The organism is Streptomyces sp. NPDC058289, assembly GCF_042880975.1.
Lineage (GTDB): Bacteria > Actinomycetota > Actinomycetes > Streptomycetales > Streptomycetaceae > Streptomyces > Streptomyces stoeckheimensis.
Map to the genome: position 1 here is coordinate 27,224 of NZ_JBHVYI010000077.1, position 14,615 is coordinate 41,838.

General features: G+C 73.3%; 13 protein-coding genes. 6 read left to right on the forward strand and 7 right to left on the reverse strand.

What is annotated here, in order from left to right; translation table 11 throughout:
• Positions 1-59 precede the first annotated feature (59 nt).
• Positions 60-1,418 carry a Bcr/CflA family multidrug efflux MFS transporter gene (locus ACFVX6_RS30685; RefSeq protein WP_389696965.1) on the reverse strand — a complete coding sequence of 453 codons (1,359 nt, stop codon included), beginning with the start codon at positions 1,416-1,418 and terminating at the stop codon, positions 60-62.
• 108 nt (positions 1,419-1,526) lie between these two features.
• On the opposite strand from ACFVX6_RS30685, the gene ACFVX6_RS30690 reads away from it, so the two are divergent.
• The 3 genes from ACFVX6_RS30690 to ACFVX6_RS30700 are packed head-to-tail and all read left to right on the forward strand — an operon-like array spanning position 1,527 to position 3,796.
• Positions 1,527-2,297 (forward strand): SDR family oxidoreductase, encoded by a 771-nt coding sequence (locus ACFVX6_RS30690; RefSeq protein ID WP_389696967.1) that lies wholly within the window; start codon positions 1,527-1,529, stop codon positions 2,295-2,297.
• Positions 2,298-2,348: 51 nt separating this feature from the next.
• Positions 2,349-3,209, forward strand: coding sequence for a PhzF family phenazine biosynthesis protein (locus tag ACFVX6_RS30695; protein ID WP_389696969.1), 861 nt, complete (start codon positions 2,349-2,351; stop codon positions 3,207-3,209).
• Entirely contained in the window at positions 3,209-3,796 is a 588-nt protein-coding gene (locus ACFVX6_RS30700) for a GNAT family N-acetyltransferase (protein WP_389696971.1), read from the forward strand. The genes ACFVX6_RS30695 and ACFVX6_RS30700 overlap by 1 nt, the downstream gene beginning before the upstream one ends.
• 1 nt (position 3,797) lies before the next feature.
• Here the strand turns inward: ACFVX6_RS30700 and efeU are convergent, their stop codons facing one another.
• The 6 genes from efeU to ACFVX6_RS30730 all read right to left on the reverse strand — a co-directional run bounded on the left by efeU (position 3,798) and on the right by ACFVX6_RS30730 (position 10,434).
• Entirely contained in the window at positions 3,798-4,649 is an 852-nt protein-coding gene (gene efeU, locus ACFVX6_RS30705; RefSeq protein WP_389696973.1) for an iron uptake transporter permease EfeU, read from the reverse strand.
• A gap of 18 nt (positions 4,650-4,667) precedes the next feature.
• Complete coding sequence (efeB, locus tag ACFVX6_RS30710; protein ID WP_389696975.1) at positions 4,668-5,984, reverse strand: iron uptake transporter deferrochelatase/peroxidase subunit; 1,317 nt, start codon at positions 5,982-5,984, stop codon at positions 4,668-4,670.
• A 34-nt stretch (positions 5,985-6,018) separates the two neighbouring features.
• Positions 6,019-7,170, reverse strand: a complete 1,152-nt coding sequence (gene efeO / locus ACFVX6_RS30715) for an iron uptake system protein EfeO (protein ID WP_389696977.1) — start codon at positions 7,168-7,170, stop codon at positions 6,019-6,021.
• Positions 7,171-7,368: 198 nt separating this feature from the next.
• On the reverse strand, positions 7,369-8,298 hold the full coding sequence (locus ACFVX6_RS30720) for a heme ABC transporter ATP-binding protein (RefSeq protein ID WP_389696979.1): 930 nt from the start codon (positions 8,296-8,298) through the stop codon (positions 7,369-7,371).
• On the reverse strand, positions 8,295-9,434 hold the full coding sequence (locus ACFVX6_RS30725; protein ID WP_389696981.1) for a FecCD family ABC transporter permease: 1,140 nt from the start codon (positions 9,432-9,434) through the stop codon (positions 8,295-8,297). The genes ACFVX6_RS30720 and ACFVX6_RS30725 overlap by 4 nt, the downstream gene beginning before the upstream one ends.
• A gap of 1 nt (position 9,435) precedes the next feature.
• The gene (locus ACFVX6_RS30730; protein WP_389696995.1) at positions 9,436-10,434 is read right to left on the reverse strand and encodes a hemin ABC transporter substrate-binding protein; all 999 of its coding nucleotides are present in this window, start codon (positions 10,432-10,434) and stop codon (positions 9,436-9,438) included.
• Between the two features lie 176 nt (positions 10,435-10,610).
• Between ACFVX6_RS30730 and ACFVX6_RS30735 the strand changes: the two genes are divergently transcribed.
• The 3 genes from ACFVX6_RS30735 to ACFVX6_RS30745 all read left to right on the forward strand — a co-directional run bounded on the left by ACFVX6_RS30735 (position 10,611) and on the right by ACFVX6_RS30745 (position 14,591).
• Positions 10,611-12,134, forward strand: a complete 1,524-nt coding sequence (locus ACFVX6_RS30735) for an HtaA domain-containing protein (RefSeq protein WP_389696983.1) — start codon at positions 10,611-10,613, stop codon at positions 12,132-12,134.
• 272 nt (positions 12,135-12,406) lie between these two features.
• Positions 12,407-13,882: an HtaA domain-containing protein gene (locus tag ACFVX6_RS30740; protein WP_389696985.1), complete on the forward strand. Its 1,476-nt coding sequence runs from the start codon at positions 12,407-12,409 to the stop codon at positions 13,880-13,882.
• A 19-nt stretch (positions 13,883-13,901) separates the two neighbouring features.
• Positions 13,902-14,591, forward strand: coding sequence for a PhzF family phenazine biosynthesis protein (locus ACFVX6_RS30745; protein WP_389696987.1), 690 nt, complete (start codon positions 13,902-13,904; stop codon positions 14,589-14,591).
• Positions 14,592-14,615 lie beyond the last annotated feature (24 nt).

Consider the following 14,615-nt stretch of genomic DNA (forward strand, 5'->3'; position numbering starts at 1 on the left):
TCTAGGCCGCCCCGCCGGCCGCCCCCCCCCCCACCCCCCCCGGGCCCGGCCCCGGCCGGTCAGGTCGTCGTCGTCGGCGCTGCCGTCGCCGCTGCCGCTGCCGTCAACGTCGCCGTCGGTCGGCCGCCGCGCCAGGGCCGGCACAGGACGACGAAGCAGAAGACCGCCAGGAAGGAGCAGGTCGCCTGGACCAGGGCCATCGGTACCGCCGTGTCCTCGCCCGCGATGCCGACCAGCGGGGAGGCCACGGCCCCGACCAGGAAGGAGGAGGTGCCGAGCAGGGCGGAGGCCGAGCCGGCCGCGTGCGGGGCGCGCATCAGGGCCTGCGCGTTGGTGTTCGGCAGCACCAGGCCCATCGCGGACATCAGGACGAACAGCCCGGCGCAGATCGCGAAGAGCCCGACCTCGCCGAAGACCCCGGCGGTCATGAGGAGCAGGGCGACCGAGGCCGCCGTGATGACCGCGAGCCCGTACCCCAGGACCTTGTCCAGGCTGACCCGGCCGACGAGCAGCTTGCCGTTGATCTGGCCCACCGCGATCAGGCCGAGGGAGTTGACGCCGAACAGCAGGCTGAAGGTCTGGGCCGAAGCACCGTAGATCTCCTGCACGACGAACGGCGAGGCGGAGATGTACGCGAACAGCGCCGCGAAGGCGAAGCCGCCGGCCAGCGTGTAGCCGGCGAAGACCCGGTCGGCGAACAGCCCGCGCATGGTCCGCAGCGCGGCGCCGACGCCGCCGGTCTGGCGCCGCTCGGGCGGCAGGGTCTCGTCGAGCTTCCGCCAGACCAGCAGGGTCAGGAGGGCCCCCACGACGGTGAGGACGACGAACACCCCGCGCCAGTCGGCGAAGCGCAGCACCTGGCCGCCGATGAGCGGGGCGATGATCGGGGCCACGCCGGATATGAGCATCAGGGTGGAGAAGAACCGGGCCATCTCGACCCCGTCGTACAGATCGCGTACGACGGCCCGCGCGATCACGATCGCGGCCGCGCCGGCCAGGCCCTGGAGCAACCGGAAGGCGATCAGCAGCTCGACGGTCGGGGCGAAGGCGCAGATGGCGGTGGCGAGGACGTAGACGACCATGCCGATGAGCAAGGGGCGCCGACGGCCCCATTTGTCGCTCATCGGGCCGATCACCAGCTGGCCGAGGGCCATGCCGGCGAGGCAGGCGGTGAGGGTGAGCTGGACGGTCGCGGCCGGGCTGTTCAGGACCGTGGTCACCGTCGGCAGGGCCGGCAGGTACATGTCCATGGACAGCGGGGGCAGTGCGGTGAGCCCGCCGAGGATGAAGGTGACGAGCAGTCCCGTCCGGCGGGCGGCCGTCAGGGGTGCGGCGAGGGTGGGGGAGGGGTTCGAGGGCGACTCGTCCTTCGAGGGCGCGGTCTTCGAGGGCGCGGGCGCGGGGCCTCTCTCCGGCATGCGGACACTCCAGTCTTATCGTCATTTCTCAGCACCCCTGCCGCCCCATGCTCTCAGCAATCGGAACGTTCCGGGACGGGCCGCCCATGTGACGTAGCCTGCGGCCCCATGAACGCACGTTTGAAGCAGGTCGCCGTAGTGACCGGAGCCGGATCCGGGATCGGCCGTTCCGTGGCCCTCACCCTCGCCGCCGCCGGATGGGCGGTGGCGGTGGCCGGCCGCAGGAGCGGGCCGCTGGAAGAGACCGCCGAGGCCGCCAGGGCCGCCCACCCGGACGCCGAGGTGCTGTGCGTCCCGGCCGACGTGAGCGACCCGGACGACGTGGCGGCGCTGTTCGAGACCGTGCGCGAGCGCTACGGGCGGGTCGACCTGCTCTTCAACAACGCCGGCACCTTCGGCCCGGCCGGAGTCCCGCTGGAGGACATCTCCTACGAGGCCTGGCGCTCGGTGGTCGACGTCAACCTCACCGGTTCCTTCCTCTGCGCGCAGGCGGCCTTCCGGGTGATGAAGGCCCAGGACCCGCAGGGCGGCCGCATCATCAACAACGGCTCCATCTCCGCGCACGTGCCCCGGCCGAACTCGATCGCGTACACCGCGACCAAGCACGCCATGACCGGCCTGACGAAGTCCCTGTCGCTGGACGGACGCCCGTACGGGATCGCGTGCGGGCAGATCGACATCGGCAACGCGGCCACCGAGATGACCGAGCGGATGCAGACTGGGATCATGCAGGCCAACGGACAGCTCGCGGTGGAGCCCGTCATGGACGCGGCCGACGTGGCGCGCACCGTGCTGCACATGGCGGAGCTCCCGCTCGGGGCGAACGTGCAGTTCGCGACGGTGATGGCGACGGCGATGCCGTACATCGGACGCGGCTGACCCTTCCCGGATCCCGGGAATGATCTTCACGGATCGGGGGTTGAGCCGGTCATGACGAACGAAGTACTGCGCTACACGGCCTTCTCCGACGACCCGGCCGGCGGCAACCCCGCCGGCGTCGTCGTCGACGCCGGCGGCCTCGACGAGGCCGCCATGCTGAAGATCGCCGCCGACCTGGGTTACAGCGAGACGGCCTTCCTCACCGCCCCGCCCGAGGGCCTGGGCGGCGAGGAAGGCCGGGCCTTCACCGTGCGCTACTTCAGCCCCAAGGCGGAGGTCCCCTTCTGCGGGCACGCCACCGTGGCCACCGCCGTGGCGCTGGGCGAGCGGATCGGCCCGGGCGAGCTGGTCTTCGCGACCCGGGCGGGCACCGTGCCGGTGTCGGTGACCCGCGAGGGCGGCGGCCTGCGCGCCACCCTGACCAGCGTCGAGCCGCACACCGAGGACCTGGACCCGGCCGACCTGGCCGAGGCCCTGGCGGCGCTCGACTGGCCGGCCGCCGACCTGGACCCGGCGTTCCCGCCGCGGATCGCCTACGCCGGCGCCCGCCACCTGGTGCTCGGCGCCGCCACCCGAGCCCGGCTCGCGGACCTCGCGTACGACTTCGACCGGCTGGAGGCGCTGATGCGCCGCCTCGACCTCACCACCGTGCAGCTCGTGCACCGGGCGGGCCCGGCCGAGTTCCACGTACGGAACCCGTTCCCCGTCGGCGGCGTCGTCGAGGACCCGGCGACCGGCGCGGCCGCGGCCGCCTTCGGGGCGTACGCGCGCGAGCTCGGCCTCGTCCCGGCCGACGCCGTCCTGACCCTCCACCAGGGCGAGGACATGGGCCGCCCCGGCGTCCTGACGGTCGAGCTCCGATCCGGCGACTCCCGGGTCCGGGTGGGCGGCGCGGGGGCGCTGATCCCGTAGTGCGGATCGGGACATACGACGCCCTGCCCTCCGGGCTCGCCGAGCAGGTGGCGGGACTGGAGGCGCAGGCGTGGCCCGGGTCGTCCCCCGGGCACGACCCGGCGCTCGCCCCGCGCGCGGTCCTGCTCCTGGACGCCGACGGACGGGTGGCCGCCTGCCTGGCGTTGCTGCACAAGCCGGTCCGGCTCGCGGACGGGCGTACGTACCACGCGGCCGGGTTGAGCGGCGTGGTCACCCGGGCCGACGTACGGGGCCGCGGGTACGGAGGACGGCTGGTGGCGGCCGCCCGCGCCCTGCTCGCCGCCGATCCGGGGGTGGACCTGGCGCTGTTCAGCTGCGACCCGGAGCTGGTCCCGTTCTACGAGGCGGCCGGTTTCGAGGTGCTGCCCGGCACGGTCCTGGTCGGCGGCACCCCGGCGGACCCCCTCGCCACGGACGCCCCGGGCCTCGACAAGACGGTGCTGGGGGCGTTCTTCGCCCGGGGCGCCGGCGCCGCGGACGACGAAGGCCGCGCGGACCGGGTCCGCGCGGCCTTCACCGGCATTCGCGTCCCCCTCTACCCGGGGACGATCGACAGGCTGTGGTGAGTCAGGAGCTGCTCGGCTCCGACTGCTCCGACTTGGACGCCGGCTTGGTGCCCTTGACCAGCGACGGCGCCAGGAACAGGGCGAGCACCGGGACCAGGTACAGGGCCCACACGATGACCTGGAGCACGGTCGGGTCCGGCTGGAAGTTGAGGGTGCCCTTGAGCAGGGTCCCGTACCAGCTGTCCGGCGGGATCGCCGAGCTGATGTCGAAGGCCTTGTTGGTCAGCCCCGGCAGGAAGTCGGCCTCCTGGAGGTCGTGGACGCCGTACGCGAGCACGCCCGCGGCGACCACGACCAGCATGGCGCCGGTCCACGTGAAGAACTTCGACAGGTTGATCTTCAGCGCGCCCCGGTAGAACAGCCAGCCCAGGAGGATCGACGACCCGATGCCGAGCAGCACGCCGATCAGCGGGGCCGCGCCGTCACCGGCCGCGTGCACCGAGCGCCACACGAACAGCGAGGTCTCCAGGCCCTCCCGGCCGACGGCCAGGAACGCCGTCGCCACCAGGGCGCCGGTGCCCATCGCGAGCGCCGCGTCGAGCTTGCCGTGGAGCTCCGCCTTCAGGTGCCGCGCGGTGCGCTTCATCCAGAAGACCATCCAGGTGACCAGACCGACCGCGACGATCGACAGGGTGCCGCCGATCGCCTCCTGTGCCTTGAAGGTCAGTTCCTGCGTGCCGAATTCGAGGCCCGCGCCGAAGGCCAGGGACAGGGCGGCGGCCAGGCCGACGCCCAGCCAGAGCGGCGCCAGCTTGTCCTTGTTCCCGGTCTTGACCAGGTAGGCGATGAGGATGCAGACGACGAGGCTGGCTTCCAGCCCCTCGCGCAGCCCGATCAGATAGTTGCTGAACACTTCGGTTCTCCCGGTCCCTTACGCGAACAGCGTCCGGCCCCACCAGTCGTCCTTGTCGCGGACGCCCGGCGGGACGGCGAAGACGGCCGAACCCACGTGCTGGATGTATTCGTTGAGGACGTCGGACTTCGCCAGGTTGCGCTGGATCGGCACGAAGCCCGTGCGCACGTCGCGCTGGTAGGCGAGGAAGAACAGGCCCGCGTCGAGCCGGCCCAGTCCGTCCGTGCCGTCGGTGAAGGAGTAGCCGCGGCGCAGGATCGTCGCACCGTTGTTGGTGTCCGGGTGCGCGAGGCGGACGTGCGCCTCCGGCTTCATCGCCTTCAGGAAGGGCTCGTCGCGCTCCTTGGACTTGCCCACGGGGGCACCCTCGCCCTTGTCGCGGCCGAAGATGTCCTCCTGCTCGCCCAGGGGCGTGCGGTCCCACGTCTCGATGTTCATCCGGATCCGGCGCGCCACGAGGTACGAGCCACCGGTCAGCCAGTCGCTGCCGTCGCCGGCGCCGACCCACACGTGCTTTGCCAGGGCGGCCTTGTCGGTGCCCGAGATGTTCCGGGTGCCGTCCTTGAAGCCCATCATGTTGCGCGGGGTCTGCTCGTCGGGCGTGGTCGACGAGGTCTTGCCGAAGCCCAGCTGCGACCAGCGCACCGCCGTCTTGCCGAAGCCGATGCGGGCGAGCTGGCGGATGGCGTGCACCGCGACCTGCGGGTCGTCGGCGCAGGCCTGCACGCACAGGTCGCCGCCGGAGCGGGCCGGGTCGAGGTTGTCGCCGGGGAAGAGCTCCAGGTCGATCAGGGCGCCGGGGCGCTTGCCCTCCAGGCCGAAGCGGCCCTTGGCGAACAGGCCCGGTCCGAAACCGATGGTCAGGGTGAGGCGGGAGGCCTTCAGACCCAGCGCCTCGCCCGTGTCGTCCGGCGGGGCCTCCGGGAGGCCGCCGTAGCCGCCCTCGCCGACCGGCTGACCGGCCGTCATCAGCCGGGCCGCCTCGGTCCAGTCCTTCAGGAGCTGGATCAGCTCGCCGCGGTCCTTCGTCTTCACGTCGAAGGCCGCGAAGTGCAGGCGGTCCTGGACGGCACTGGCGATGCCGGCCTGGTGCTCACCGTGGAACGGCACGGCCGCGCCGGCCGAGGCCGCCGAGACCATGTCGGGGCCCGAGTTCAGGGCGATGGCCGTACCGCCGGCCGCCGCCGCGCCGAGCGCGAGGCCCGCGCCGCCCCAGCCGAGTACGGCCCGGCGCGAGGGCGCACCCGAGCCCGCACCCGTCTGCTCCGGAGCGCCTTCGGGCGTGCCGTGCGCGTCGTCCTGCGCCGACTCCTGCCCGGACACCGACTCGCTCATGTGAGGTTCTCCCGCCTGCTCTGCTGTTCCGGAGTTACTTCGCGACCGCGGCGGCGAGCTTCGAGAGCGGCTCGGCCAGCGCGTTGACGCCGTCGGAGAGCTCCTTGCGCTCGGCCTCGCCGACCTTGTCGTACGAGGTGAACTCGTACGCGGCCTTGTTCGGGCGGTACTTCTCCAGCAGGTTGTTCAGCGCGGCGAACTGCTTGTCCAGCTCGGCGGTGAGCGCGGGGTCCGTCTTCGAGGTGACCGGCTTGAGCAGCTCGTACGCCTTCTCCGCGCCCTCGACGTTGGCCTTGAAGTCGACCAGGTCGGTGTGGCTGTAGCGCTCTTCCTCACCCGTCACCTTGCCGGTGGCGACCTCGTCGAGGAGCTCCTTGGCGCCGTTCGCCATCGAGGTGGGGGTGATCTCCGCCTCGCCGACCTTCTTCTGCCACACGGCCAGGTCGGCCATCAGGGTCTCGGCGAGCTTCTTGTCCGCGTCGTCGATCTTGTTGCCCTCGAAGAGGGACTTCTCCAGCTTGTGCCAGCCGGTCCAGTCCTTCTCCGGGTCCTGGCCCGCCTCCAGGCCGTCCTCGCGGACGTCGACCTTCGGGTCGATGTCGCCGAAGGACTCGGCGACCGGCTCGGTGCGCTCCCAGCCGATGCGCGAGGGGGCGTACGCCTTCTTCGCGGCCTCGACGTCGCCGGCCTTGATCGCGTCCGCGAAGGCCTGCGCCTTGGGGATGGTCTCGTCGGCCTGCTCCTGCACGTACTTGCGGTACGCGGCGACCGCGGCGTCGGCCTCGGGGCTGCGCTTCACGGCGGCGCCCGAGCCGGTGGCCTTGACGCTCTGGCGGATGCCGTCGCCCTTCATGCCGGGCTTGCAGGCGATCTCGTAGTCGCCCGCCTTGAGCTCGGCGGTGATGGTGGCCTTGGTGCCGGGGCCGATGTTCTCGCGCTCGGCGACGATGCGGTCGTCGGGGAAGAGGATGTAGAGCTCGGTGACCTTGGAGCCCTTGTTCTCGACCTCGATGGCGACCTTGCCCGCGGGGAACTCCTTCGCGGAGACCTCGCACGCGGAGTCGGAAGCCGCCACCTTGATGGTGCCGTCGCCGGACGCGTCGCTCTTCTCGGAGCAGCCGGTGACCGCGGTGAGGGCGGCCACGACGGCGGCCGCGGTGACGACGGTGAGGCGGACGGGGCGCATAGGGGGCTCCTGGCAGTCTGGCGTTCGGCAGACGACCGCCCCGATCGGGTGGGGGCAGCCGGTGAGGCGGACCTAACTTAACCGAGGCTTACCTGACCCATACCCGCACGTCCAGTGATTCAGCCCACACCTTCCGGCACCGGACACGGGGCCGTCACGGGCGCCCCACGCCGGCCCCAAGGCCCGGTCAAGCGGAGGTCAAGCCCAGTGACCGCTCCGTACTGCGGAATGCTTTCCTCCGGGCTGCTCCGGCCCGCCGTCCCGTACGGGCACCACCAGCGGCGCCCCGGTGCGCGGGTGCGGGAGCACCTCCACCGGCTGGCGGTAGACCCGGCTCAGCAGCCCGTCCTCGAACACCTCCGCGGGCGGGCCGTCCACCGCGATCCGGCCGTCGTGCAGGACGGCGACCCGGTCCGCGTACGCCGCCGCCAGGCCCAGGTCGTGCAGGACCACCACGACCCCGTCGCCGGCCGCCGCCCGTTCCCGGCAGATCCGCAGCACCAGCTCCTGGTGGCGCAGGTCCAGGGCCGCCGTCGGTTCGTCGAGCAGCAGCAGCGGGGCCCCCTGGGCCAGTACGCGGGCCAGCGCGACCCGGGCCCGCTCGCCGCCGGAGAGTCCCGAGAACGGGCGGGCCGCGAAGCCCGTCACCTCGGTGGCGGCCATGGCGGCGGCCACCGCCTCCTCGTCGCGGTCGGCCGGCCCGGTGCCCGCCCAGGGGGCGCGGCCCATCCGTACGACGTCCTCCACGGGAAAGGGGAAGGCCAGTTCGGCCGATTGGGGGAGCACCGCCCGGCGCAGGGCCAGCTCGGGGGCCGGCCAGCCGGCCACCGGGCGCCCGTCGAGCCGCACCTCCCCGGAGGTGGCCGGCAGGTCCCCGGACAGGGCCGCCAGCAGGGTGGACTTGCCCGCGCCGTTCGGCCCGACCAGGGCCAGCACCTCCCCGGCCCGCACGGTCAGCCCGAGCCCGGCGAGCACCTCGCGCCCACCGAGCCGTACGCGCAGGTCCGTGACCTCGGCGAGCGGCGCGCCGGGGGCCGGCCGGGCGGGAACGGTGCGCTTGTTCCTGCGGAGGCGGAGGCGGAGGCGGAGGCGGAGTGCGGCGAGGCCGGAACGCTGCCGGACGCTCATGCCCAGCCTCCTTGCTTGCGGCGGGTGCGGCGCAACAGCCAGAAGAAGAACGGGCTGCCGAGCAGGGCGGTCAGCACGCCGAGCGGCAGCTCGGCGGGCTGGGCGAGGGTCCGGGCGGCCAGGTCCCCGGCGACCAGCACCACGGCTCCGGCGAGCGCGCTGCCCGGCACCAGGAAGCGGTGGCCCGGACCGTTCGCCATGCGCAGCAGGTGCGGAACGAGCAGCCCGACGAAGGTGATGATCCCCGCTACGGCGACGGCCGCCGCGGTGAGCAGCGCGACGACCAGGATCAGCGCGAGGCGCAGCCGCTCCACGTCGACGCCGAGGTGGCGGGCGGGACGCTCGCCGAGGGACAGCAGGTCCAGCCTGCCCGCGTAGAAGGGGGCGACCAGCAGTCCGGCGAGGGCGCAGGGGAGTACGGCCAGCACCTTGGGCCAGGTGGCCTGGGCGAGGGAGCCGAGCTGCCAGAAGGTGATCTGGTTGACCTGGCCGCTGTCCGCGAAGAAGACGAACAGGCCGATCAGTGCGCCCGCGAAGGCGTTGACGGCGATGCCGGTCAGGATGAGGGTGACGATCTCGGTCTTCCCGCCGTTGCGGGACAGCAGGTAGACGGCGCCGACGGTGACCAGCCCCGCGACGAACGCGCAGGCGGTGACGGTCCAGTTGCCGAAGAAGGTCAGTCCCAGCCCGATCGCGGCGACCGCGCCGACGGCCGCGCCCGCCGAGATCCCGATGACCCCGGGCTCGGCGAGCGGATTGCCGAACACCCCCTGCATCAGCGCCCCGGCGCAGCCGAGAGCGGCACCGACGAGCAGGGCGAGCACCACGCGCGGCAGCCGTACGTTCCACAGCACGCTCTCCCCGACCCGGTCGAGGGCGGCGCCCCCGAGGCCGAGGCGGTGCTGCACCGACCCGATCACCTCCCCGAGCGGGATCTCGTAGGCGCCCACTCCGGCGGAGACCAGCGCGAGGAGCACGAGGACGGCGACGAGTCCGCCGGTGAGCCAGGCGGAACCCCACCGCCGCCGGGGCGGTGCGCTAGCGGCGGTGGGGTCGGCCCGGGGCGCCGCCCGCTCGGGAGCGGGAAGGGGGTCCGCTCCGGGCGGCGTCCCGGGGGCTTCGTAGGAGAGGGGCACGTCAGGAGGCCTTGCCGTAGAGCTGGGTGATGAGGGAGGTCAGGACCTGGTCGGTGCGCGGGCCGTAGTTGAGCAGGACCCCGTCGTCGACGGTGACCACCCGCCGGTCCATTCCCGCCGGGGTCTGGGCCACGCCCGGGATCTTCACCAGCCCGTCCACGCCGCCCACGGACTCCAGGCCCTTGGACATGACGAGGATGGCATCGGGCGCGGCGGCTGCCAGGGCCTCGCTGGTGATCGGGGTGAAGTCCTTGCCGAGCCCGGACTCCGGACCCGTGTCCAGCGCGCCGGCCGCCTCCAGCAGGGAACCGGCGCCGGAGTCGGAGCCGCCCATCAGGTACACGGAGGCGGTGCCGCGCAGGTAGAGGAAGGCCACGCGCGGCTTCTTGCCCGAGGCGGGCAGGGTCGTGCGGGCGGCGGCGATGCGGTCGGCGGTGCGCTGGTTGAGCTGCGCACCGGCCTCCTTGACGCCGAGCGCGGCGGCGACCGCGTCGGTCCGCTTCGCCACGTCGGCGAGGGACTTGGCCGGGGCCACCACCAGCAGCGGGATGCCCGCGTCGCGGATCTGCCGGATCGCCTCGGCGGGGCCGGAGGTGGTCTCGGCCAGCACCAGGGTCGGACGCAGCGACAGCACGCTCTCGGCGGAGACCTCGTGGCCCCGCGTCACCACCGGGAGCTCCGCCGCCTGTTCGAAGGTGGCGGTGATGTCCTTGGCGACGACCTTGGGGCCCAGTCCGAGGGTGTACACGATCTCGCTGAGGCCGCCCGTCAGCGGGATCACGCGGTCCGCCGAGGTGACGGTGACCTGGACGCCGTCCGCCGAGGCCACGGTCGCCGGAAGCGCGGGCACGGGCGCCTGGGCGAGCGGTTCCACCCGGTCCGGGAGGGCCGGGGCTCCGGCTCCGGCTCCGGTGGCGGGGGAGCGGGCGGCCGTACCTCCGCAGGCGCTCACGCCGAGTGCCAGGACCACGCAGGTCAGGGCGACGGCGAAGCGGGACATGCGGGTTGACGCGGCGGGCGTAGGCACGAAGGCACCGTCCTGATCGTCCGACTGGGAGTTGGTGGCTGGGAGTTGGGGGCCCGGTTCGGGGTTCCGGGTGCCAGGGGGTTTCACACCCGGCCGAATGTAGCTTAGGTTAGCCTAACCTAGCTTGCTAGACCCTGGAGGGGACATTCATGTCCGCTAGACCCGTCCGTGCGTCCGCCGTCGCCCTGTTGGCGACCCTGGCGGCCCTGGGGGCCGTCCTGCTCCCGGCGCCCGCCGCCCAGGCCGCGGGCCGCACCGTGGAGGGCGGGCGACTCGACTGGGGCATCAAATCCTCCTTCCAGAGTTACGTCACCGGGCCGGTGGCAAAAGGCGGGTTCAAGCTGAAGGGCGGAGCCGCGACGGCCGGCGGCAGCCTGTTCCGCTTCCACTCCGCCAGCGGCTCCTACGACCCGGACAGCGGCTCCCTGGAGGCCTCCTTCAGCGGCGGCGTCACCTTCCAGGGCCACCAGAAGGCGGACGGCACGTACGAGCTGGACATGAGCGTCAGCCGCCCCACCGTCAAGATCAGCGGCGGTAGCGGCACCCTCTACGTGGACGTCTCCAGCAAGGCCAAGGAGGGCGGAGCGGTCACCACAGCCTCCCAAGTGCCCTTCGCCAAGCTGGGCCTGGGCGGAGTGAACATGAAGGGCGGCGGCAGCCCCGTCGCCCTCACCAACGTCCCGGCCACCCTCACCGACCAGGGCGCCAAGGCCTTCGCCGGCTACTACGCGGCCGGCGCGCAGCTCGACCCGGTCTCGCTCTCCGTGGACGTCAAGGCGGCGGCGGCCGAGCAGCCCGCCTCGCCGGCGCCCTCGCCGAGCACTCCGGCAGCCTCCCCGTCCCCGCAGGCCGCCGGGCAGTTCACCGACGCCGCCGTGGACTGGGGGGTGCGGCGCACCTTCCGCGAGTACGTCTCCGGCTCCATCGGCCAGGGCAAGTGGGAGCTCGCCGACGGCGCCCAGGACGGCGGAGCGCTGTTCCGCTTCCCCCAGGGCAAGGGCGCTTACGACGGCGCGAAGGGCACCCTCGACGCCGCGTTCGCCGGCTCCGTGCACTTCACCGGGGCCCACCTCGACCTGAAGCTCGCGAAGATCACGGCCAAGGTGGAGAACGGCAAGGGCGTGCTGTCCGCGGACGTCACCACCGGCACGGACACCAAACCCGCCGTCCCGCTCGTCGAGTTCGACGCCAAGGGCCTCACGACCGAAGGCGGCCTCGCCACGCTCACCGAGGCCCCGGCCACCCTGACCGAGGGCGGAGCCCAGGCCTTCAACTCGATGGCCATGTTTTCCGGGTATGGGGTCGGCACCGAGATGGACCCCGTCTCCCTCGCGGTCGCCCTCGACGGAGCCGCGAAGCTCCCGGCCCTCCCGAACCTCGGCTCCACGGCCACCCCCGAGACCCCGCCGGCCCCGGCCCCGCCCGCTGCCGCGCAGCCGAACGCGTCCTCCTCGAACACCGGCCTGTACGCCGCCCTCGCGGTAGCCGTCCTCGTCCTCGCGGGCGGAGCCGTCTTCCTGGCCCTCCGCAACCGCAGGAAGGAAGGGAACCCGACGGAGGACACCGGAACTCCGGCGCCGGCTCCGGGCGCTGAAGCCCCGGCCTCCGGGGCCTCCGACTCCTCCGACTCCCCGGGCTCCTCCGGGGCCGACGGGGCCGCCCCGCGCGGCTGAGCCGCGCCCCGAACCCGTACCGCCCGCACGGCCCTTGCGCAGGGCCCCGTACGGCCCGCACCCGCCGGGCCCCGCGCCACCCCCGCCGTGCGGGCCCCGGGCTCGCCCGGGCTCGCCCGGGCCGCAAGCCCCGTACCGCCTCCACCCGCAAGCCCCGCAGGGTCACGCGGGGCCCCGTATCGCCGGGGCTCGGCTTCGCCCTGCCCTCGCAGCCCGCAGGGCCCCGCACCGCACCCCCTCCGCCTCCTTCACCCCCGTTCAGGAGACCCGCCATGTCCTCGACCCGCCGTCCCCTCGCCCTCGCAGCCGCCGTGGCCACCGCCGTGGCGATCGGCGCCACCGCGTTGGTCCTGCCCGCCACCGCCGCGGGCAGCGCACCGGCGGCCCCCGCCGCGCAGGGCGCCCCCGCGACGATCCCGGTGGTCGGCGGCACCCTCGACTGGGGCGTCCTGGAGAGCTACCGCACCTACGTCACGACCATCGCCCAGGGCGAGATCACCGTCGCGGACGGCGCGAAGAAGACGGCCAAGGGGTTCACCTTCGGCTCGGCCACCGGCCAGTACGACCCGGCCACCCACCTCGTGACCGCCGCCTTCAAGGGCAGCGTCACCTTCACGTCGGCCGCGCACCACTTCGAGGTGAAGCTCGCGAACCTCCGCATCGACACCGGCAAGAAGCTGCTGATCGTCGACGTCACCCGGGACGGCGTGCTCACGAAGGACGTCGGCTTCGCGAAGGTCGCCTTCACCGGGCCGTCGATGTCCGGCCTGGCCACCACGTTGACCGCCGATGCCGCCAAGCTCCTCGGTTCGGACGGCTACAAGGACAAGGCGGGCGACCCGCTGACCGCCGTACTGGAGTTCCCGCCGCCGCCCTTCCACAGCCCCTCCCCGTCCGCCTCGGCCTCCGCCTCCCCGTCCCCCTCGCAGAGCCCGCCCCCGTCGGCGTCCGTGTCGGTCCCGGCGTCCCCCTCCCCGTCGAAGCCGGCCTCCCCCTCCGCTTCCACCAGCACCCCGGCGACCGGCGGCCCGCAGCAGATCCTCGACGGCGAACTGGCCTGGGGCATCAAGGAGTCCTTCCGCCAGTACGTGCAGCGCGCGGGCGGCACCGTCACCCCCACCGACGGCGCGGTCGCGAACGGCGACAGCTTCGCCTTCGCCGGAGGCAAGGGCACCCTCGACACCAAGGCGCAGAAGCTGAACGCCACCTTCGCCGGCAACCTCCGCTTCCAGTACGCCGGCCACGGCATCGACATGACCTTCGGCAACGTCCGCATCACCGCGGAGGGCGCCAAGGGCACCCTGGTCCTGGACGTGAAGACGGCCGCCGGGGTCAAGGCGAACATCCCCTTCGCCACGCTCGACCTCTCGAAGGCCGACTACAAGACAAAGAACGGCGTCCTCACCCTGAACGCCGTGCGCACCGCGCTCACCGCGGAGGGCGCCGCGGCCTTCGCCAACGACACCACCGGCTCCATGTACCCGGCGGGCACCCGGGCGGACGACGTCAACCTGACGGTCTCCGTACACAAGGACGCGGTCCTGCCCACGAGCCCGGCCGGCACGGGCGGCAGCGGCAGCACCGGCGGCGCCGGTACCACCGGAGGCGGCGGCACGGTCGGAGGCGGCCTCGCCGCCACCGGCGCCGAGATCCCGGCCGGCACGCTGCTCGGCTCCTCCGCGCTCATCGTCGCCGCGGGTGCGGGCGCGGTCTACGTCGCGCGCAGGCGGCGTACGGCCCAGAACTGACCCGTGCTTCAATGCCCGCGTGAACGATCTCGACGTCCTGAGGGTCTTCTGCGCGGGTGACGGCAGCCACGGCAACCTGCTCGGCGTCGTACGCGACGGCCGGTCCTGCCCCGACGACGCCTCCCGGCAGGCGCTGGCCGCGGAACTCGGCTACAGCGAGACGGTGTTCGTCGACGATCCCGAGCGCGGGATCGTCGACATCCGGACCCCCGGCACCCGGATGTCCTTCGCCGGGCACCCGTTGGTCGGAGTCGCGTGGCTGCTCGACATCGAGGAGCTACAGCCCCCGGCGGGCGCCGTATGGGCGCGCGACGACGGGGAGTTCACCTGGATCACCGCCCGCCCCGAGTGGGTCGAGGGCAAGCGCATCGAGCAGTACGCGGACGCCGCCGCGGTCGAGGCGCTGCCCGGCCCGCCCCCGGGCGAAGGCTGGTTGTACGCCTGGGCTTGGGAGGACGAGGCCGCGGGCCGCGTCCGGGCCCGCGGCTTCCCCCGCCGCCCCGACGGGGCGATCACCGAGGACGAGGCCACCGGGTCGGCGGCGATCGTACTGACGGCCGAACTGAACCGCGCCCTGAACATCACCCAGGGCGCCGGCTCCCAGATCCTCACGGCCCCCGCCCCGGACGGCACCGTGGAAATCGGCGGCCGCGTCCGCTTCGCCGAATCCAGCCTCGCCGGCGCCACATCCAGCCTCGCCGGCGTTTGAGGCGCGGGGTCTGGGGCGGAGCCC

What these genes read in the sequence shown, in the direction of transcription:
- ACFVX6_RS30730 (WP_389696995.1), bottom strand. Translation starts at nt 10,434, where the DNA reads ATGTCCCGCTTCGCCGTCGCCCTGACCTGCGTGGTCCTGGCACTCGGC.
- ACFVX6_RS30735 (WP_389696983.1), top strand. Translation starts at nt 10,611, where the DNA reads ATGTCCGCTAGACCCGTCCGTGCGTCCGCCGTCGCCCTGTTGGCGACC.
- ACFVX6_RS30740 (WP_389696985.1), top strand. Translation starts at nt 12,407, where the DNA reads ATGTCCTCGACCCGCCGTCCCCTCGCCCTCGCAGCCGCCGTGGCCACC.
- ACFVX6_RS30720 (WP_389696979.1), bottom strand. Translation starts at nt 8,298, where the DNA reads ATGAGCGTCCGGCAGCGTTCCGGCCTCGCCGCACTCCGCCTCCGCCTC.
- ACFVX6_RS30695 (WP_389696969.1), top strand. Translation starts at nt 2,349, where the DNA reads ATGACGAACGAAGTACTGCGCTACACGGCCTTCTCCGACGACCCGGCC.
- efeO (WP_389696977.1), bottom strand. Translation starts at nt 7,170, where the DNA reads ATGCGCCCCGTCCGCCTCACCGTCGTCACCGCGGCCGCCGTCGTGGCC.
- efeB (WP_389696975.1), bottom strand. Translation starts at nt 5,984, where the DNA reads ATGAGCGAGTCGGTGTCCGGGCAGGAGTCGGCGCAGGACGACGCGCAC.
- ACFVX6_RS30685 (WP_389696965.1), bottom strand. Translation starts at nt 1,418, where the DNA reads ATGCCGGAGAGAGGCCCCGCGCCCGCGCCCTCGAAGACCGCGCCCTCG.
- ACFVX6_RS30690 (WP_389696967.1), top strand. Translation starts at nt 1,527, where the DNA reads ATGAACGCACGTTTGAAGCAGGTCGCCGTAGTGACCGGAGCCGGATCC.